This is a genomic window from Neobacillus niacini (assembly GCF_036961885.1).
GTDB lineage: Bacteria > Bacillota > Bacilli > Bacillales > Cytobacillaceae > Neobacillus > Neobacillus niacini_H.
In genome coordinates this window covers 91,595-109,853 of record NZ_JBALNQ010000014.1, presented here as the reverse complement: position 1 = coordinate 109,853, position 18,259 = coordinate 91,595, and the positions used below count along the sequence as shown (strand labels likewise).

At 40.2% G+C, this 18,259-nt stretch carries 22 protein-coding genes, 2 pseudogenes and 1 riboswitch; all 24 genes and pseudogenes read left to right on the top strand.

All coding sequences use genetic code 11. From position 1 onward, the window contains the following. A pseudogene (locus tag V7124_RS08250) lies at positions 1 to 658 on the top strand (OmpL47-type beta-barrel domain-containing protein); the annotation flags it as partial. Between the two features lie 155 nt (positions 659 to 813). Then, positions 814 to 2,337 (top strand): flagellar filament capping protein FliD, encoded by a 1,524-nt coding sequence (fliD, locus tag V7124_RS08245; protein ID WP_335487913.1) that lies wholly within the window; start codon positions 814 to 816, stop codon positions 2,335 to 2,337. 3 nt (positions 2,338 to 2,340) lie between these two features. Further along, positions 2,341 to 3,021, top strand: coding sequence for a glucosaminidase domain-containing protein (locus V7124_RS08240; protein WP_335487910.1), 681 nt, complete (start codon positions 2,341 to 2,343; stop codon positions 3,019 to 3,021). Positions 3,022 to 3,061: 40 nt separating this feature from the next. Next, the gene (locus V7124_RS08235) at positions 3,062 to 4,153 is read left to right on the top strand and encodes a flagellar hook-length control protein FliK (protein ID WP_335487907.1); all 1,092 of its coding nucleotides are present in this window, start codon (positions 3,062 to 3,064) and stop codon (positions 4,151 to 4,153) included. Between the two features lie 14 nt (positions 4,154 to 4,167). Further along, positions 4,168 to 4,581 (top strand): flagellar hook capping FlgD N-terminal domain-containing protein, encoded by a 414-nt coding sequence (locus V7124_RS08230; RefSeq protein ID WP_335487904.1) that lies wholly within the window; start codon positions 4,168 to 4,170, stop codon positions 4,579 to 4,581. 16 nt (positions 4,582 to 4,597) lie between these two features. After that, positions 4,598 to 5,428 (top strand): flagellar hook-basal body complex protein, encoded by an 831-nt coding sequence (locus tag V7124_RS08225; RefSeq protein ID WP_335412211.1) that lies wholly within the window; start codon positions 4,598 to 4,600, stop codon positions 5,426 to 5,428. A gap of 183 nt (positions 5,429 to 5,611) precedes the next feature. Beyond that, positions 5,612 to 5,698: riboswitch (cyclic di-GMP riboswitch) on the top strand. Positions 5,699 to 5,818: 120 nt separating this feature from the next. After that, positions 5,819 to 6,757 (top strand): flagellar motor switch protein FliM, encoded by a 939-nt coding sequence (gene fliM, locus V7124_RS08220; RefSeq protein WP_335487901.1) that lies wholly within the window; start codon positions 5,819 to 5,821, stop codon positions 6,755 to 6,757. 67 nt (positions 6,758 to 6,824) lie between these two features. Then, positions 6,825 to 7,124: pseudogene (fliN, locus tag V7124_RS08215) on the top strand (flagellar motor switch protein FliN); the annotation flags it as partial. Between the two features lie 22 nt (positions 7,125 to 7,146). Next, positions 7,147 to 7,506, top strand: coding sequence for a hypothetical protein (locus V7124_RS08210; protein ID WP_335412206.1), 360 nt, complete (start codon positions 7,147 to 7,149; stop codon positions 7,504 to 7,506). Between the two features lie 15 nt (positions 7,507 to 7,521). Next, positions 7,522 to 7,884: a flagellar export chaperone FliS gene (fliS, locus tag V7124_RS08205; protein WP_335412203.1), complete on the top strand. Its 363-nt coding sequence runs from the start codon at positions 7,522 to 7,524 to the stop codon at positions 7,882 to 7,884. 30 nt (positions 7,885 to 7,914) lie between these two features. Then, positions 7,915 to 8,298 carry a flagellar basal body rod protein FlgB gene (gene flgB, locus V7124_RS08200; protein ID WP_335487897.1) on the top strand — a complete coding sequence of 128 codons (384 nt, stop codon included), beginning with the start codon at positions 7,915 to 7,917 and terminating at the stop codon, positions 8,296 to 8,298. A 7-nt stretch (positions 8,299 to 8,305) separates the two neighbouring features. After that, complete coding sequence (gene flgC / locus V7124_RS08195; protein ID WP_335412198.1) at positions 8,306 to 8,740, top strand: flagellar basal body rod protein FlgC; 435 nt, start codon at positions 8,306 to 8,308, stop codon at positions 8,738 to 8,740. Positions 8,741 to 8,755: 15 nt separating this feature from the next. Continuing rightward, positions 8,756 to 9,052, top strand: coding sequence for a flagellar hook-basal body complex protein FliE (gene fliE / locus V7124_RS08190; protein WP_335487894.1), 297 nt, complete (start codon positions 8,756 to 8,758; stop codon positions 9,050 to 9,052). A gap of 31 nt (positions 9,053 to 9,083) precedes the next feature. Further along, the gene (gene fliF / locus V7124_RS08185; RefSeq protein ID WP_335487891.1) at positions 9,084 to 10,670 is read left to right on the top strand and encodes a flagellar basal-body MS-ring/collar protein FliF; all 1,587 of its coding nucleotides are present in this window, start codon (positions 9,084 to 9,086) and stop codon (positions 10,668 to 10,670) included. Between the two features lie 18 nt (positions 10,671 to 10,688). Beyond that, on the top strand, positions 10,689 to 11,690 hold the full coding sequence (gene fliG, locus V7124_RS08180; RefSeq protein ID WP_335412190.1) for a flagellar motor switch protein FliG: 1,002 nt from the start codon (positions 10,689 to 10,691) through the stop codon (positions 11,688 to 11,690). Beyond that, the gene (locus V7124_RS08175; protein WP_335412186.1) at positions 11,680 to 12,426 is read left to right on the top strand and encodes a FliH/SctL family protein; all 747 of its coding nucleotides are present in this window, start codon (positions 11,680 to 11,682) and stop codon (positions 12,424 to 12,426) included. Before fliG ends, V7124_RS08175 begins: the two co-directional genes overlap by 11 nt. Before the next feature lie 25 nt (positions 12,427 to 12,451). Further along, on the top strand, positions 12,452 to 13,747 hold the full coding sequence (gene fliI, locus V7124_RS08170) for a flagellar protein export ATPase FliI (RefSeq protein WP_335487925.1): 1,296 nt from the start codon (positions 12,452 to 12,454) through the stop codon (positions 13,745 to 13,747). Continuing rightward, the gene (gene fliJ / locus V7124_RS08165) at positions 13,744 to 14,190 is read left to right on the top strand and encodes a flagellar export protein FliJ (protein ID WP_335487887.1); all 447 of its coding nucleotides are present in this window, start codon (positions 13,744 to 13,746) and stop codon (positions 14,188 to 14,190) included. Before fliI ends, fliJ begins: the two co-directional genes overlap by 4 nt. Before the next feature lie 28 nt (positions 14,191 to 14,218). Further along, positions 14,219 to 14,566, top strand: a complete 348-nt coding sequence (gene fliN / locus V7124_RS08160) for a flagellar motor switch protein FliN (protein WP_090762196.1) — start codon at positions 14,219 to 14,221, stop codon at positions 14,564 to 14,566. Between the two features lie 13 nt (positions 14,567 to 14,579). Then, entirely contained in the window at positions 14,580 to 15,164 is a 585-nt protein-coding gene (locus V7124_RS08155) for a flagellar biosynthetic protein FliO (protein WP_335487884.1), read from the top strand. Continuing rightward, on the top strand, positions 15,161 to 15,913 hold the full coding sequence (gene fliP, locus V7124_RS08150; protein WP_335487881.1) for a flagellar type III secretion system pore protein FliP: 753 nt from the start codon (positions 15,161 to 15,163) through the stop codon (positions 15,911 to 15,913). The genes V7124_RS08155 and fliP overlap by 4 nt, the downstream gene beginning before the upstream one ends. A 200-nt stretch (positions 15,914 to 16,113) precedes the next feature. Beyond that, the gene (fliQ, locus tag V7124_RS08145) at positions 16,114 to 16,383 is read left to right on the top strand and encodes a flagellar biosynthesis protein FliQ (RefSeq protein WP_335412172.1); all 270 of its coding nucleotides are present in this window, start codon (positions 16,114 to 16,116) and stop codon (positions 16,381 to 16,383) included. A 4-nt stretch (positions 16,384 to 16,387) separates the two neighbouring features. Beyond that, entirely contained in the window at positions 16,388 to 17,161 is a 774-nt protein-coding gene (fliR, locus tag V7124_RS08140) for a flagellar biosynthetic protein FliR (RefSeq protein ID WP_335487878.1), read from the top strand. A gap of 3 nt (positions 17,162 to 17,164) precedes the next feature. Continuing rightward, positions 17,165 to 18,247: a flagellar biosynthesis protein FlhB gene (gene flhB / locus V7124_RS08135; protein WP_335487875.1), complete on the top strand. Its 1,083-nt coding sequence runs from the start codon at positions 17,165 to 17,167 to the stop codon at positions 18,245 to 18,247. Positions 18,248 to 18,259 lie beyond the last annotated feature (12 nt).

Here is an 18,259-nt window from a genome sequence, read left to right as displayed (position 1 = left end):
AGAAGGAACAGCATTTACCGTTACACAAGAAGGCGTAAATGAGGTATCTTTCTACAGCGTGGATAACGCAGGTAATGTAGAAGAAGTGAAAATAACTCAAGTAAAGATAGATAAAACGGCACCAACGGTTTCTTTTGAAATCGCTGGGCAACAGGAGCTTGGTTCAACTTTTACATTGGATTATCTTGCTGCAGATAACCTTTCAGGGATAGCAATTGAAGAGGTTACAGTAAACGGTAAATCTTATCAAAAAGGCGACCAAGTTAAGCTTAGTGAACCAGGTGCATACAAGCTTGTTGTTACGGTAACGGATGCAGCTGGCTGGACAACTCAAGTAGAAAAAGAATTCCTAGTCTATATTCCCGTAACACTTGAAGTTTTACCGAAAGTGATTAAGGGGAACAAGGGAGTCTTCACGGTGAAAGCAATTTTACCAGAAGGTCTTGAAGCTTTAAGCTTTGATGTTTCAAGCTTCACGTTAAATGGCGTAGCAGCTAATCCAAAGAATAATGGATTGCAAAAGCAAGCGGAAAAAGGACATTTCAAATTCGAACGAGAAGATTTTGATTGGAAAAAAGGCGAGGTAACCCTTGAATTACGTGGTTATTTAGACAATGGTTATTTAGTTGTTGCCCAGAAAACGGTAGAAGTAAAATAACATGATGGCCCTAGGAATCCCTAGGGCCATTTTATTTTAATAAAAATTGCAAATAAATCAGTAAAAATCTCCTTAAATTAAAAATTCACCCTCTATTTTTAAAAATAACCTGCCGATACTATTACAGAGATTAAAATTATGTGAGGTGATTAGCTGTGAATTATTCCTCTATTACTAGGTTAACAGGGTTTGCTTCAGGAATGGATACAGACTCTATTGTTAAAAAGCTGATGAATGCGGAGAGTATCTCGCTTAATAAACTGAAACAAAACCAACAAAAGCAAACATGGTTAAGTGATACATACCGACAGTGGAATGCGGATTTGTTAGCGTTTCGGTCGAATACAGTTTTAAATATGAGTCTATCAAAAACGTATAATACGTTTGATGTTACTTCAAGCCAAGAGAATTCCGTTTCAGCCACAGCTTCAGGAACTTCCTTAGCAGGTACTTATTCTGTGGAAGTAAAACAATTGGCAAGTTCAGCCACTTTTGCTGGGGATAAAGTAGGTCTGGACCCAACGAAGTCGCTTGGAAATTCTGTTCAAGGTGCAGGTCAATTAACAGCGGATACTTCGATTGTAATGAAAGTAAACAATGAAACGGTAACGCTTGATATTAAAACAACCGATACAATCAAGGATGTCGTCACAAAAATAAACAGTGCCAAGGATAGTACGGGGAAAAGCTTAGGGCTGCAAGCCTTTTATGATCCAACGCTACAGCAATTTATATTAAAAACAAAGGAAACTGGGGTCAGTAGCAAAATTGACCTAAGTATGAATACAAGTCCTGAAAGTCAGGCATTTTTAAAAAATACATTGGGCCTAGATACAACAAATTTAGTCGCTACAGGACAAAATGCCAATGTCATTTTTAATGGAAATGAAATAACAACCTTAACATCAAATCAAGCGACCATCATGGGAATAAATTTTTCCTTTAAAAGTCCAACCATTGGTGCAACCACGGTAACGGTTTCCCAAAACACGGATGGAGTCGTTAAAAATATTAAAGATTTTGTGGATCAATATAATGGTCTGCTAGAGAAAATTAACAAGGTGGTAAGTGATCCTGTTTATAGGGACTTCCAACCACTTTTGGAAGAACAGAAAAGTGAGATGTCTGAGAAACAAATTGAAATATGGGAAGAGAAAGCGAAAAGCGGCCTTGTTCGCAGTGACAGTATCCTCTCTGGGGTAGTTACGAAAATGCGCAGTGCGATGACTTCTATTGTCGATAATGGCAGTTCCTACCATTCCCTTTCGTCCATCGGGATATCATCTAGAAGCTATCAGGACAAAGGTAAACTATATGTAGATGAAACAAAATTAAGAGAGGCCATTCAAGCTGACCCTGACGCAGTTGAAAAACTGTTTTCACAACTTGGAGATCCTAGTAAAGGAACAAGTGGGATTATTAATCGGATTTCTGAGACTTTACAGGACGGAATTAAAGAATTGACCAATAAAGCGGGTTATACCGGGAATAACCAGTATGATCAAAGTATTATAGGGAAGTTATTGTCAAATACACAAACAGATATTTCCCGCCAAACCGTGAAGTTGCAACGGAAAGAAGAACAATATTATCGCCAATTTGCGGCAATGGAGCAAGCGATGTCACGTCTTAGTTCACAAAGCTCTTGGCTATCTCAGCAAATGGGCGGAGGTATGTAGGCTATGAATATTGGAGGATTATCTAGTAATTGGCTGCTTCAAAAAACCATTATGGATACTTCGCGCCTCGGGGATGGTAAACTTTCGAATCTTTCAAGTCTAACTAGCAGTTCCTTTGAGCAATTGCTAGAACAAGTATTGTTGCAAACTGAATTGAATCAGAAGTCTAGCGGTAATCTAGATATTTCATCCCTGCTTTTGACTAGTTTGAACTCGGTTGTCCCTCAGACTGGAGCTGGGGTTTCACAAAGTGCAACCCTTACTTCAAAAACGATGGGCAGCGACAATCTTGATGCCCATCTAAAAGGGGTTTTGCAGAATACAGGCCGCCTTTTTGAAGAAGCGGGTAAAAAGTATAACATTGCCCCCGCTCTTCTGGCGGCCATCTCTATCCATGAAACAGGTAACGGAATGTCTAACGCGGCTCGTTTTAAATTGAATGTGGCAGGGATGATGGGGAAAAACGGTTTAAGATCTTATTCATCCATTGAAGAAAGCATTTTTGATATGGCCCGTAACCTCCGTCAAAACTATTTAGATAAAGGGAAATTAACGATCGCTCAAATCGGTGCCAAGTATGCACCAATCGGAGCGGCTAATGACCCAACTCAACTTAATAATCACTGGGTAACAGGTGTTCAGCGCTACTTTGATACCTTAACAACAGGGAGTAATTTCGCTTAATGGGTACCTTTTATATAAAGGAAAGAGTAGGTGGCAGAACGTGATCCAGCTATCAGGAATACAAATTAATAGCATGAATCAATCAGGCAAAATGATAGTGAAAGATGGAGAACAGGCAGCTGGTTTTGAGGCGTTGCTACAGCTTATGGGCCAAGTCCAAGGGCAGCAAGAGGTACAAGAGGAACAAGAGACGGAGCCTTTTGGAATCATGAACCCATTTGTCCAACCCTCCATTCTCGTGCAAAATGTAATACCCGGTTCTGTTCTCGAACCTGAAGGAATAGAAAAATTGTCCCTATTGGTGCAGACACAGGTTCAGCAGACACAGGTTGAGCAGACAAAAGTTGAGCCCAACATAGAGATGATGGTGAAACAAACAGCAGATAATCCATTGTTCCAATCGACGGTAAAAAACCTGGTGACGGTTGACAGACAAGCAGGAAAAATGCCACCGGTAGAGGCAACATTGATTCTTGAACCAGTTGCAGGTGAGATGGTTAATGAAACGGATATCGTGACGCAAAAGGTGATAACTAGTGAGGAATTCAAACAAAAAGAATTGCCTGACTTGAATCAGCCTGTTAAAAATTCACTAGCAGAATCTTTCACCATGGCCCATTCTGCTCCGACGAATCAGCCGATTATTTCAAGTGAGAAGGTAATACCTACTACTCAAACCATACATGCCGACCAATTTGATCAAGAAATAACAAAGTTTTTACAAACATCGATAAATGTAACAGGATTAGAAGATGGACTAGAGGCTACATTTACCCTGATGCCAAAGCATTTAGGTAAAATCGATGTAAAAGTAACGATACAGGATGGACAAGTTGCAGCCGAGTTCCTCACCAGTACCCCTATGGGGAAGGAGTTGCTTGAAACCCATGTTCAGGCATTACGCTCTGCTTTAGAAACACAGGGTCTGCAAGTTGGAAAATTAGATATATCACAGCAAATCACTAACACGAACTTTATGGGGACTTTCTCGCAAAAGGGTGATTCCCAAGCAAGGCAGGGTCAGCAGGATTCACGAAAGCGCAGTGAACCAGTACACCTGCAAACACAAGATGAGTACCGCGATTACATAACGGATACTGGATGGGTTTCACAAATCAATACAACCGTGTAAGGAGAGAAGAAACGATGACATCCATCAATACGATTCATTCCTACTCAGCAAAAACAACGAGCACCCAGCCAAAGCAGGAGCTTGGAAAAGAAGCATTTTTAAAAATATTGGTTACACAGCTTCAGCAACAAGACCCAACACAACCGCAAAAAGACGGGGAATTCGTTGCGCAAATGGCACAGTTAAGCGTATTAGAACAGCTTTCAAACTTGAATCACTCGCTGACGTCCTACTTGGAATCAAGCAATAATTTAAGTCAATATTCATATGTTCTTGGGAATAAGGTATCCTGGAAAAATCCAGAAACCAATGGGGAAGAGAGCGGAACGGTTACAGGGATTAATTACAAGAATAATCAAGTTTACTATAAAATCGGTGACCAAGAAATTTTATCAAGTTCTATCCATTCAATGGAAATGAATCAATAAGAGGAGGAACAAACACATGCTTCGTTCATTAAATTCAGGGGTATCCGGATTAAAAGGTTTTCAAACAAAATTAGATGTCATTGGGAACAATATCGCAAACGTTAATACAGTAGGTTTTAAAAAAGGCCGGGTTGTATTTGAAGATATTTTTAGTCAGACAGTTAAAGGAGCAACAGGTCCAACACAAACACCAGGTCCGAATCCACTTCCATTATCGGGTGGGACGAATCCGATTCAGGTAGGCTTAGGAACAAGAATTGGAAGCATTGATACGCTGCATACACCGGGAAGTCCAACAACAACTAATATCGGCACAGACCTCTATCTTGATGGTGACGGATTTTTTGTGGTTGAAGATGCTGCCCAGAAGCAGTTTTTAACAAGAGCTGGGAATTTCACATTAGACAGCAATAATAATTTAGTCAATCAAAATGGTATGTTTGTAGTCGGTCAAGATGGGGAACCCATTAATGTCCCTGACAAATACATTACGTTCTCCATTGATACAAATGGCCGTATTATTGGTGTAAACCCAGATGGGACCAGTGAAGATTCCGGTTTTAAAATTGGAACCATAGCCGTTGACAATCCAAAGGGATTGTTGAAAGCTGGTGGGTCGCTGTATACGTTAACACCTAATGCAGATGCGGATGCGGGTGACATTGCAGCACTCTTTACTGAAGGAAGCAATGCACAAATTATTTCAGGGGCACTTGAGATGTCCAATGTCGATTTATCCGAAGAACTAACTGAGATGATTACTGCCCAAAGAGGGTTTCAAGCAAATGCAAAAATCATTACTGTTTCCGACTCGATATTAGAAGAATTAGTAAATCTAAAAAGATAAAAAAAGGAGAATATCAATCGCGATATTCTCTCTTTTTTTACATATTTTTCAATATATAAAGACAAAATGTTAAAATTTCGTAAATATTCGGTTGAATTCTCCATTTTGTGGGGGTATTCTACAAAATATATTTGAAAATTAATAATTGTAATGTTATGCTTTTTTTGTACTAAAATTTAACAAAATCGAAAAAGGCAAATCTGAGGAAACTCAGAGACGCAAAGCTATAGGGGCTAAATTGTGAAAACAATATGCCAGCCAGTTACCGAAATTTAGATTGTCCTAATCTATTAGTTTATTTATTTATGGACGAGACTATTTCTTCGGAGTAGTCTCGTCTTTTTTTGTTGGTTTTTTTAGCATTCATTTTGGAATAAGAGGTGTGATTGAATGGACTATCGTGTTTCAAATTCCCAAGTTGGTGGTACCTCTACCAATTTGAAAGTATATGATTTTAAAAAAGCATTGCGGTTATCGATGGAGCAGGTACGGGTGCTGACGAGAATCCATGAAAACTTTGCTTATCAGCTTGCCTCCTTAATTTCATCTGAGTTACGCTCGTTTGTCCAAGTGGAAGTTACTACTGTTGAACAAATGCTGTATGAAGAATTTATTAACAAGCTGCCGGACTCCACAATTTTAAGTGTATTCGAATCAGGTGAACAAGGAATTCGAATGGCGATGGAATTAAATCCTGAAATGGCTTTTGTGATGATTGATCGACTTTTAGGAGGCAAAGGAACGGCAGAGGGATGGGGACGGTCTGCCTTAACTCCTATTGAAGCAAACGTATTTAAGCGTCTATTGGAGGGAGTCGTTCAAATTCTGCAGAAGGCCTGGAGTGATATTATGGTGCTCCCGCTCAAGTATGTAAACATGGAAACAAATCCCCAATTTTTGCAATTGGGAATCCCGACGGAGACGGTCATCGTCATCACTTTTCAACTAACAGTTGGAAAAGTGGAAGAAACGATGCATCTTTGTATTCCATATATATTGTTAGAGCCTTATATTCCAAAGCTATCCTCCCATAATTGGTACGGTCATGGAAAATGGGTGAAAAACAGGGAAGAAAGTGAATATTTACAAGATCGGATCGAGCATTTAATTGTCCCTGTTATTACGGAGTTAGGGCGAGCGACGATTACGATGGAAGAAATACTGGGCTTAAGTGTAAATGATGTCATTCAACTGGACCAATTGGTGGATGAGCCCTTGCAAATAAGGGTAAATGAAGAAATGAAGTTTTTAGCACACCCGGGAACGAAGAAGTCGAGAGTTGCCGTTAAAATTGAGCACTTGATAGAAGGAGAAGGCAAAAATGAGTGAAAAGGGGAATCTCACACAAGATGAAATGGAAGCACTTCTTGGAAACAGCAAACAGAGTGCAGTCAATGAACCGTTTCAGTTTTCTGAATTAGATTCGGATGATTTTGGGCAAAACCTAAATGAAAAAATGAATTTGGACCTCCTATTGGATATTCCCTTAGAGATTGTGGTGGAGTTGGGAAGAACGAAAAAGAAAATAAGCGAAGTTCTTGAATTAACGAGTGGGTCGATTGTCGAATTGGACAGGATGGCCGGAGAACCCGTGGATGTGTATGTGAACGGCAAGTTGATTGCAAAAGGTGAAGTGGTGGTGATTGAAGAACACTTCGGAGTAAGAATAAAGGAAATTTGCCAATCTCTTTTATGACAGTCATTAGGGTGAGGAAAAGATGTTAAAGGAAAAAGAAACACAATTGAAGCAATATTATGCGCTTTCGCATGCGATATTGACTGCTTTACATCAAGGGGAAGAGGAAAAGGTACCCGTTTTAATTGAAAAGAGGGAAGTCTGTATCGCTTCTATTAATAAATTGGATACGGAAGCTGGACTGGTCCTCATGAATGAAACCATTCAGATGCTGCTCACGGAACTTACAGCTTTTGAAAAGGAAATTCAAAACCAAATGCAACAAACGATGAAACGACTGTCCAATCATGTTCGTTCCGTAAACAATGAACAATATCTTAGAAGTCAATATGAAGATCGGGTCACGGTTTCAAAGGGAGTTTTTTATGACAGTAAGAAGTAAAAGAGGAGTCGAAAAATGATAAATCCAAATGAAATCTACCAAAGAAATCAAATCATGATGGCAAAACCAGAAGAGCTGACACTCATGCTCTATAATGGCGGCGTGAAGTTTCTGAATCAGGCAAAGTTGGCGATTGAGAAAAAGGATCCAGCGAAGGCACATACTTTGATTATGAAAACACAAGAAATTATTACAGAACTCATGGTGACATTAAACATGGAGATGGAAGCATCCAACTCTCTTTTTTCTCTCTATGATTATATGAAACAGAGACTGATCGAAGCGAATATCACGAAAGACATCGAGATTCTAAAGGAAATAGAAGCGATGTTTCAGGAGTTAAAAACAACTTGGGCACAAGCGATGAAATCATTGTAGTTTAGAAGATTAATAAAAGTGGGTGAAAAAATGAATCAGATGATCGGGATTATGTCGAGAGCTTTAGATGCCTCATCTTTACGTCAAAAATCCATTTCAAATAATATCGCCAATGTTAATACTCCTAATTTTAAATCTACGAAGGTATCCTTCGAAGAAATGCTGCAGAAAGAAGTAAAGAGCCAGTTTATTGGTCACCGCTCAAATGCAAAGCATGTCCTGATCGGAGAAACAGATCAAATTCCTTCTCCTAAGCTTGAACAGGGAAACGCGGTTTTTCAAAACAGCGGTAATGGTGTGGATTTAGATTATGAAATGACGAAGTTAAGTGAAAATACCATTTGGTACCAATCGTTAGCATATGGCTTGAATGAAGAGTTTAATTTACTAAAAACAGCGATTAGGGCGAGGTGATTAGGCAATGTCGATATTTCAATCTCTTTCCATTAGCGGATCGGCCTTAACCGCCAATCGGCTAAAGTTAGATGTCGTTTCCTCTAATCTTGCGAATGCGAACACGACTAGAGGGCAATTGGTTAATGGAGAATGGGTCCCATATCGCAGAAAAATGGTAGAAGTGACCGCAAACCAAAGCACATCCTTTACAAATCTTCTCCAGAGAGAACTCTCCGGAGTCCAAGTAAATAAAATTGTGGAAGATAAAAGCCCCTTTCAGGCAGTCTATGATCCCTCGAATCCTGACAGTAATGAGCAAGGCTATGTGATGATGCCGAATGTAGATGTAACAAAGGAAATGGTCGATTTAATGGCTGCTACACGTTCCTACGAAGCCAATGTAACTGCGTTTAATGCAGGCAAATCAATGCTAGTGAAAGCCCTTGAAATTGGAAGATAAGGTGGGAAATAGATAATGAACATATCTGCTATTCAGGCGTTTACGAATAGTTTACCAACGATTAATAAGCCTCAAAGTACGACGGATTCATCTCCCTCTTTTGGAGCGATGTTAAATCAGTATATCCAGGACGCAAATGGTGCAGTGAAAGACTTTGAATCGAAGTCCCTATCATTGGCAAAAGGGGAAGCTATTAATTTACACGATGTCACCATTGCGGCACAAAAAGCAAGTATCGCCGTTTCCCTAACGACACAAGTAAGGGACAAAGCGGTTGAAGCCTATCAAGAAATGATGAGAATGCAAATCTAGTAAAATATACAGATGAAATAGTGGAGTGAGCATGAAACAACAAATACGTGACTTTAAAGAAAAATACAAGGATTTTTGGAATTCGGTCAGTAAAAAAAGAAGGTTTCTATTTATTGGTATTTTTATCGCCATCATCGTAGTTTTGTCTCTCTCTATCTTTTTTCTATCAAGAGCTACTTATGTCCCACTATTCACTACGGAGATGAGTCAAAAGGAAATTGGCGATATCAAAGCGGAACTGGATCAGGAAGGCTACACCGATTATAAGCTGGATCGTAACGGGACAACGATTCTGGTGCAACAGGAAGATGTTGATAATTTACTCGTTTCATTGGCTTCAAAAGGTCTTCCCAAAACAGGTACCATCAGTTTTTTTGATATGACAAAGGATTTGCAGTTTGGGGCAACGGATCGTCAGTTGGATGCGATGGAAAAAGAGGCGCTTCAAGGAGAAGTGGCTGATTTGCTTCGACACGTAGAAGGGGTAAAAAATGCAGCTGTTGTGATTACAACTCCTCAGGAAAGCTTGTTTGTCCAACCGGATGAGAAGGAGAAAGCCTCAGCCTCCGCAGTTATTGAACTGGAACCGGGATATGAATTACAACCAAAGGAAATTCAGGTTTTGTATCATTTAATCTCAAAAAGTGTGCCAAACCTGCCTAAAGAAAATATTGTGATGACAGACCAGGGCGGGCAAGGATTGGATCTGCCGGAACAAATGTCTGGCGCATTAGATAACTATGACCAGCAACGGAAGATTCAGAAAGACATTGAAGCAGATATTCAAAAAGACCTGCAACAGATGCTTGGAACGATTATGGGTCAAAATAAGGTTCTTGTTCAAGCCTTTGTACGGTTAAATTTTGACCAAGTGAAGACACGTGAGGATTTAGTAGAACCAATAGTTGAAAATGAAGGAATTGCCGTCAGTGTCGAGGAGATTTCAAAAAAATATAGTGGGAAAGATATGGCAGCAGGTGTGGTTGGCACGGGTGAAACGGATATAGCTGGATATGCAGGTACGAACCCATCTCAAGAAAATACATCTGAAGAATTAGAAAAACGTGTGAACTATGAAGTGAATCGAATTACCAATGAGATTGTTCAAAGTCCATATAAAATTGAGGATTTAACCATTAATGTAGGTGTGGAACCACCTAATCCAGAGGATCCTGCATCCTTAACTCGGAATACGAGGGATAGTATTCAACAAATTCTTTCAAATGTCGTTCGAACGGCATTAAGTTCAAATCCAGCGTTAACCGATCAAGATATACAATCACGAATTACCGTGTTCTCTCAGGAATTTAACGGGAAAGCAGAAATGCCGAAAATAGAGGAAGAATCCAGTATCCTCCCAGCATGGGCTTGGTGGAAATATGCCCTTATAGGTGCAGGCGGATTGCTGTTAGTAATCGTCCTTTTCACTTTCGTACGCCGGAGAAAATCAAAAGAGGAAGAAGAAGACCCATTTCCTATTTATCAAGAAGCCCCGGTTAATCCTGTTGAGTTGAGGGAAGATGAACGTGTTGCTATTAAAAAGCAAGTGGAACAAATGGCAATGCAACAACCGGAAGAATTTGTAGGACTGCTGCGAAATTGGCTTTCAAGGGAATAGGGTTAAGGGAGTGATCAGATGGAACAGTACACAAACACACAAAAAGCAGCAATATTATTGCTTTCCGTCGGACCTGATGTTTCTGCGGGGATTATGAAACATTTAGAAGAAAAAGAAATAGAGAGTATCACAAAGGAAATTACCGAATTGCGCAGGGTGACCTCTGATGAAAAAGAGAAGATCATAAGGGAATTTCATCAACTGGCCGTTGACTCAAATATCGTTTCGTATGGAGGAATTGATACGGCTACGGAGTTATTAAAACGCACGTTTGGCCCGGATAAAGCTGCAGGCTTATTGAAACGGATGGGCAACCGGACCAATAATAGACCGTTTCAATTTATTCAGCAGGTCGAGCAAACACAAATTTTTCATTTACTTCAATATGAAAATGCTCAAACTGTTGCCTTGGTTCTATCTTACTTAGATGCAGAAAAGGCAGCAGCGACGCTTTCTATCTTTCCACCAGAAAGGCAAATAGAAATTGCGAAGCGGATTGCGATGATGGATACGGCCTCGCCGGAAATTATTCATCAAGTAGAACAGGTTTTACAAGAAAAGCTTACAATGACAAGTTCGCAAAAACACGAGTCACAAAAAGGAATTGACTCCATTGTCAGTATTTTAAGCAGCGTAGACCGTGGGACAGAAAAAAATATTTTGGAAACGTTGGAAAATGAGGATCCAGAACTAGCCAATGAAATCAAACAGAGGATGTTTGTGTTTGATGATATTGCCTATCTTGACAATCGCTCGATTCAGCGGATTCTCATGGATGTCCAAAATCACGACCTGTATCTAGCATTAAGAATGACAACACAGGGTGTAAAAGATGCGGTTTACCGAAACATTTCAAAACGTCGTGAAGAGGGACTTGAAGAACTGTTAAATTCAAATGACCAAGTTCGTGTGAAAGATGTGGAAGACGCCCAAGGTCGGATCGTAACGGTTATTCGAAAATTAGAAGAAGACGGCGTCATCATCATTTCTCGAAATGGGGAAGAGAATCGTGTCATCTAGGCTTGTAAAAGCATTTAATGTCGTAGCAAAAACTGAACAAAAAGTTGTCGGTGTACCAGCAAGAGAGCAAATAGTGTCGGAAGATATGCCGCCGCAGCCATTTGTTGACCTGCAGAAAGAAGAACTACAATCGGAGTTAACTCGGCAAAAGGAACGTGCACAACAAGAATTAAACGAGTGGCGGACAAAGGAAGAGGAAAGTTTTCGTTTACAGTTGGAAGAAGAAAAAAGGCAGGGGTATGAAGAAGGCTATCAGCTTGGGATCGAAGACGGCAATCAGTATGCAAAGGAACAACATCAAATTTATTTGCAAAAAGCAGCCGATATATTAGAACAAGCCTATCAAGAAAAAGCAGCTATAATCCAAGAGGCTGACCCATTTGTGATTGAATTGACGATGGAAATTGCCAAAAAGGTGATCCAACAAGAATTGAAAACTCAACCTGACGCTTTACTTCATATTATTAAACAAACACTTTCGTCCGTGTATGAGACCGACTCGATTTCAATTGGTGTCGCTCCCGAAGATTTCTCTTTTGTTCAAAAGCAAAGAGAACAATTACTCGCTATCGACAACGGACAGGTAGAGATAAAGGTTTTCCCTGATTATTCAATCCAGCAGGGAGGATGTATTATTCGAACTTCATCCGGCAGTGTGGATGCAAGAATTGATGTCCAGCTAAGTGAAATCAAAAAAGTGTTACTTGCACATCAACAGGAGGATTCCCGTGGGTAAATGGAATAGTAAATCCTATCTCGATATGCTAGAAACGATTAATCCAATCAAAATGAACGGAAAAGTAACACAGGTGATTGGGTTAACCATTGAATCTCAAGGTCCTGATGTGAAACTGGGAGATATCTGTCACATTTTTTCACCGCAGCAACAGAATCCAATCAAAGCTGAAGTGGTAGGATTTCGTAATCATAAAGTTTTATTGATGCCACTTGGAGAACTCCAGTCAATTGCCCCTGGATGCGATGTTGTATCAACGGGAAAACCGTTAACCGTTAAGGTTGGAATGGACCTTTTAGGTAAGGTGTTGGATGGGATTGGCAACCCAATGGATGGGAGCTCACTTCCAGCTGGACTTCTGGAGGCTGGGACGGATAATCTCCCGCCGAATCCCTTAACTAGACCGAGGATCAAAGAACCCTTGAGTGTAGGTGTTCGGACGATTGACGGGCTATTAACTGTTGGAAAAGGACAAAGAGTAGGGGTCTTTGCAGGAAGCGGTGTTGGGAAAAGTACCCTCCTTGGCATGATTGCCAGAAATACAGAAGCAGATGTCAATGTCATCGGATTAATAGGTGAACGTGGCCGTGAAGTATTGGATTTCATTGAGCGCGACTTAGGTGAAGAAGGGTTGAAAAAATCGGTTGTTGTCGCAGCTACTTCAGATCAACCGGCGCTGATCCGAATCAAGGGAGCGATGATTGCTACTGCCATTGCCGAGTTTTTCCGTGACCAAGGGATGAATGTTAATTTAATGCTGGATTCTGTCACCCGTTATGCCATGGCACAAAGAGAAATCGGTTTGGCGATTGGTGAACCTCCAGCAACAAAAGGCTATACTCCCTCCGTGTTTGCTTTGCTGCCGCGATTATTGGAAAGGGCAGGAACCAACGCCAAAGGAAGTATTACGGCGTTTTATACGGTTTTGGTAGATGGTGACGATATGAATGAACCGATAGCCGATAGTGTTCGCGGTATTTTAGATGGACATATTGTCTTAGATCGAAACCTTGCTCGAAAAGGGGTTTATCCGGCAATAGATGTTTTATCAAGTGTAAGCCGTGTCATGAGTGAGATTGTGACGCGAGAACATTTACAAGCAGCGGAGATCCTAAAACAGCATCAAAGTGTCTACCAAAATGCAGAGGATTTAATTCATATTGGAGCTTACAAAAGAGGAACGGACCGGAATATTGACCGGGCTGTGGATGTAAAGGAATGGATTGACCAATTTGTAAAGCAAGGGACAAACGAATCCCCGTCGATAGAATCTACCATTGAACAATTGCTAACTAAATTTGGGGAGGAGGGACAACTGTGACGTTTCATTTTCCATATATTCACATTTTAAACCTTAAAGAAAAGGAAAAAGAGCAGGCTTTACTAGAGTTGGGGGAAATTGGGAGGAAAAAGGAAGCGATTATGGAAGAACATCGGTCCTTGGAACTGAAAAGAAATCTATTTTTACAACAGGCGGAAACAAGAAAAGGGTCGGCCTCCATTGCGGATATCCAACAACGAAATGAGTATATGACCTATATAAACCAGCAAATGTCTCAGTTAGAAGAACAGATCAATCTGATTGATAAAGAAATGGATAATAAGAAGCTAGATCTCTTAGATAAGCAAAAAGATGAAAAAACATGGAATCATTTGCGTGAAAAATCATTTGAGAAATATGTCCAAAAACAGAAGAAAATGGAGCAGGATTTGATGGATGAAATAGCTACGATTCGCCATTTTCATCAACGTCTATCAATCTAAAACTCTCTTTTGAAAGGAGTGGACAAACGTGAAGGAACAGAAGACCGGTTTCTTTGGAGCAGTTCAGTCGGTGCAGTTTTCACCACTTCCAGACCATGCACCGGTTGCTCAAGGAAAACAACAAATACAGTCATTAACGGATGTGTCCCTTCAAGTCTCTTTTGAGCTGGGAAGAACCAAGAAAACGGTTCGCGAAATTCTTCAGCTGCAAAAGGGTTCGGTTATTGGCTTAAATAAACTAGCAGGTGAATACGTGGATGTGCTGGTGAATAAACATTCAATTGCTGTTGGTGAGGTAGTGGTCATGGATGACAAATTTGCTATCCGGATTACTGACGTGATCTCCGACCAGGAGAAAGAAAAAAAAATTAAGTAAGAGGGAAAGTCTCGTGCAAATATGGAAGAAATGGATTGGAATACTAACGGTTAGCCTGCTCATATCCTGTTTACCACTTTCGGTTGTCAAGGCTAATGAGGGAACCGTGTATGACCAATATGAAAATAAATCTCAGACAGAACAGAAGGTAACAAAACAAAATCCTGAACCCTCTAAGGAATCAGTCGTTCCGTATGCGTTAAAATTTATTGGTTCTTTCCTATTAATCTTATTCCTTCTTTTTATCGTACTTAAATATCTTTCGAAGAAAACGAAGAGGTACCCTGGAGGGGGTCCGTTCCATGCTCTTGGCGGACATTCTCTCGGAAACAATCGGTCGATGCAAATGCTGATGATTGGGGATACATTGTATATTTTGGGTGTGGCAGAGAATGTGAATCTCATTCGAACGATACCGCCTGGGGAAGAACAAAAAAGACTTTTAGAAGCAATGGCGGAAAGACCGATCGATACTGTATCAAAATGGGGAGCTGGGCTTAAGAAAACATCACAAGAAAAGTGGGATGAACTTCTCTCGAAGCAATTAAAAGATGTGAAATCCGACGCTGATCTACAAAAAAAGGGGGAGAATGAATGAAAAAACTACTCCTTCTTACACCTTTGCTCTTATTTTTAGGACAAGAACCGGTTTTTGCTGAAGTAGGCACAGCTTCCATTCCAGGGATTCATTTTGATATGGGAGGCTCGGAAGATTTAGAAGGTACAGCTTTATCGATTAAATTACTCCTCCTACTTACAGTTCTGTCGGTTGCGCCAAGTATCCTACTTTTAATGACCTCGTTTACGAGGATTGCAATTGTTCTATCGTTTGTCCGGACCGCACTCGGCACGCAGCAAATGCCGCCGACGCAAGTAATCATGGGACTAAGTATTATATTAACCTTCTTTGTCATGGGACCTACTTTTCAAGAAGTGAACAATCAGGCTCTTCAACCATTTCTAGAAGGCAAGCTCAGTCAAGAAGATGCTATAGATGAAGCGGTTTCTCCTATGAAGGAGTTTATGGCTAAACAAACCCGTGAAAGTGATTTAAAGCTTTTTTTAGAATACAGAAACACGAAGAATATCCAATCAATTGAAGATATTCCACTAACAGCATTGGTTCCTGCCTTTGCCATTAGTGAGCTCAAAACAGCTTTCCAAATGGGATTTTTAATCTTTATCCCGTTTATTATTATCGACATGATTGTAGCGAGTGTGCTAATGGCAATGGGAATGATGATGGTACCGCCCTCGCTCATTTCTCTGCCCTTTAAAATCCTGCTCTTTATTTTGGTAGACGGATGGCACTTGGTTGTACAATCATTGTTCGTAAGCTTTAATTAAGGCTGTGTTCATAAAGATTTTGTTAAAATCTTTAAGCCGATTTTAACGTGGAAATAGCTATTTTGAGCTTTAGAACTAAGTTTGCAGGCTCTTTTCTTATTATATTTATGCGTTTTTTGCGGAAACTTACCACAATCATTAAATATTGTTCCAAAAAGTAACAAAGTTTAAGAAAAGAGCCTTATATAAGGAGTAACGTTATGACACCAGACAGCATTATGGGGCTTGCGCAAAGCTCAATCTATTTAACGATCCTCGTTTTGGCCCCTGTTTTAGGAGTTGCTTTGGCGGTCGGATTAATTATTAGTATTTTCCAAGCGATTACGCAGATCCAGGAACAGACACTAGCGTTTGCCCCAAAAATCATTGCTGTTTTTGTCAGTTTGTTGTTTTTTGGTCCTTGGATGCTCACTCATCTCGTAGATTTCACACGGAATATCCTATCAAATCTTACACGTTACATAGGGTAATGGAATGAGTATCCTTAACCTTTTGCCATTATTTTTGTTAGTGTTTGTTCGCTTGACTTGTTTTTTTGTTACCGCACCGTTATGGATGGAGCGGAATATTCCTGCACCATTCAAGTGGGGGAGTGCTTTTTTTACCAGTTTGCTAGTGGTTGGCTTGATTGGGCAAGAACAGATGATAGAGATGGATTCTACTTATATTCTGCTTGTTTTAAAAGAAGTCCTTGTAGGTCTATGCTTAGGATTTCTTACAAATCTTATTTTGTATGCTGTTCAGCTGGCTGGCAGTTTTATTGACTTGCAGAGCGGTTTTGCAATGGCGACCATGTTTAATCCTCAAACCGGAATCCAGGAAAATCTTACAGGAAGATTCTTCTACATCGTAGCCATTTTATTTTTTTTGTCCATAGACGGTCACCATATCCTAATTAAAGGGGTGCTGGCGAGTTATGAGTGGATTCCAGTTGATTCCTGGCTCCCTTCAGGCGTTTCGGAAAATCTTGTCCACTTATCACTATTGATTGTGAAGGACATGTTTTGGATTGCGATATTAATTGCTTCACCTATTGTTGCCACGATTTTTTTAGTGGATATTGCGTTAGGAATATTAGCCAAGACGGTACCGCAAATGAATCTTTTTGTAGTCGGAATTCCGATTAAAATGGCCGTTCATTTTATAGTATTGTTTGTTTTCATTCCAGTCTTTTTACTGGTTTTGGAAAAGCTGGTTCAGACAATGATTGACTCTTTCGAACAAATGTTGAAGATACTAGGGGCTTAAACGATGTACGTTACATTAGATTTGCAGCTATTTGCTGAAAAAACTGAAAAGGCTACTCCGCAAAAAAAGAAAGAATCAAGGAAAAAAGGACAGGTAGCCAAAAGTACCGATTTATCGAATGCCATTGTCCTGTTATGTTCTTTCTCTTTCTTATCATTTTATGGAGGGCAGCTGGCCGAACGCTTTTTACATATGTATCGGATAGGATTCACAGATTGGCTAGTGTTGGATGTAACACAACAATCGACTTCATTATTATTCTTTACTTTATTAAAGGATAGCGTGATGATAGCGGGTCCTATTATCTTAGCCGCCTGGCTGGGTGCATTTATCTCTGCGTTAGCGCAGGTTGGATTTCTATTTTCCGCTGAAGCCATCAAAATGGACCTAAAAAAAATCAATCCGGTTGAAGGTGCAAAACGTCTTTTTTCGGCACGAACCTTGGTAGAGCTGATTAAATCGATTTTAAAACTAGGGGTCATTGTAACGGTAACGGGGACATTTCTTTGGCAGCAAAAATCGGTGCTGCTGAAAATGCCGCAAATGGAACCGTTAAGGGTAGCTTCGTTTCTCGGTTCCCTTACGGTAAAACTGGGAATGACGATTTCTGCGGTCTATCTCGTGGTTGCGGTAGCGGATCTTTTTTATCAACGATTTGATCATGCCAAAAAACTAAGAATGTCCAAGCAAGATATAAAAGATGAACATAAAAAATCCGAAGGTGACCCGTTAATTAAACATAAAATCAAGGAAAAACAACGTCAAATCTCAAGTGCACGGATGATGCAGGAAATTCCAAAAGCCCAGGTAGTGGTCACCAACCCAACGCATTTTGCGGTTGCGATTGCTTATGAGGCGGGGAAAACGAAGGTGCCTATTGTAGTGGCAAAAGGTGCTGATTATATAGCACTTAAAATGAGGGAAGTGGCGAAGGAGCATCGGGTGGTCATCATGGAGAACAAACCGTTAGCCAGAACATTATATGCAAATGTTGAAATTGGAGAAGAAATTCCAGAAGAGTTATTTAAAGCCGTAGCGGAAGTGTTGGCTTACGTTTATAAAGTTAAAGGGACTTTAAGCAAGTAGAGGAGGTGGTGT

Excerpts from the sequence above, each read along its gene's own strand:
- fliM (WP_335487901.1), top strand. The coding sequence starts at position 5,819 with ATGGACTATCGTGTTTCAAATTCCCAAGTTGGTGGTACCTCTACCAAT.
- V7124_RS08240 (WP_335487910.1), top strand. The coding sequence starts at position 2,341 with ATGAATATTGGAGGATTATCTAGTAATTGGCTGCTTCAAAAAACCATT.
- V7124_RS08225 (WP_335412211.1), top strand. The coding sequence starts at position 4,598 with ATGCTTCGTTCATTAAATTCAGGGGTATCCGGATTAAAAGGTTTTCAA.
- flhB (WP_335487875.1), top strand. The coding sequence starts at position 17,165 with ATGTACGTTACATTAGATTTGCAGCTATTTGCTGAAAAAACTGAAAAG.
- flgB (WP_335487897.1), top strand. The coding sequence starts at position 7,915 with ATGAATCAGATGATCGGGATTATGTCGAGAGCTTTAGATGCCTCATCT.
- V7124_RS08230 (WP_335487904.1), top strand. The coding sequence starts at position 4,168 with ATGACATCCATCAATACGATTCATTCCTACTCAGCAAAAACAACGAGC.
- fliS (WP_335412203.1), top strand. The coding sequence starts at position 7,522 with ATGATAAATCCAAATGAAATCTACCAAAGAAATCAAATCATGATGGCA.
- fliI (WP_335487925.1), top strand. The coding sequence starts at position 12,452 with ATGCTAGAAACGATTAATCCAATCAAAATGAACGGAAAAGTAACACAG.
- fliG (WP_335412190.1), top strand. The coding sequence starts at position 10,689 with ATGGAACAGTACACAAACACACAAAAAGCAGCAATATTATTGCTTTCC.
- fliQ (WP_335412172.1), top strand. The coding sequence starts at position 16,114 with ATGACACCAGACAGCATTATGGGGCTTGCGCAAAGCTCAATCTATTTA.
- fliE (WP_335487894.1), top strand. The coding sequence starts at position 8,756 with ATGAACATATCTGCTATTCAGGCGTTTACGAATAGTTTACCAACGATT.
- fliR (WP_335487878.1), top strand. The coding sequence starts at position 16,388 with ATGAGTATCCTTAACCTTTTGCCATTATTTTTGTTAGTGTTTGTTCGC.
- fliP (WP_335487881.1), top strand. The coding sequence starts at position 15,161 with ATGAAAAAACTACTCCTTCTTACACCTTTGCTCTTATTTTTAGGACAA.
- fliF (WP_335487891.1), top strand. The coding sequence starts at position 9,084 with ATGAAACAACAAATACGTGACTTTAAAGAAAAATACAAGGATTTTTGG.
- V7124_RS08210 (WP_335412206.1), top strand. The coding sequence starts at position 7,147 with ATGTTAAAGGAAAAAGAAACACAATTGAAGCAATATTATGCGCTTTCG.
- flgC (WP_335412198.1), top strand. The coding sequence starts at position 8,306 with ATGTCGATATTTCAATCTCTTTCCATTAGCGGATCGGCCTTAACCGCC.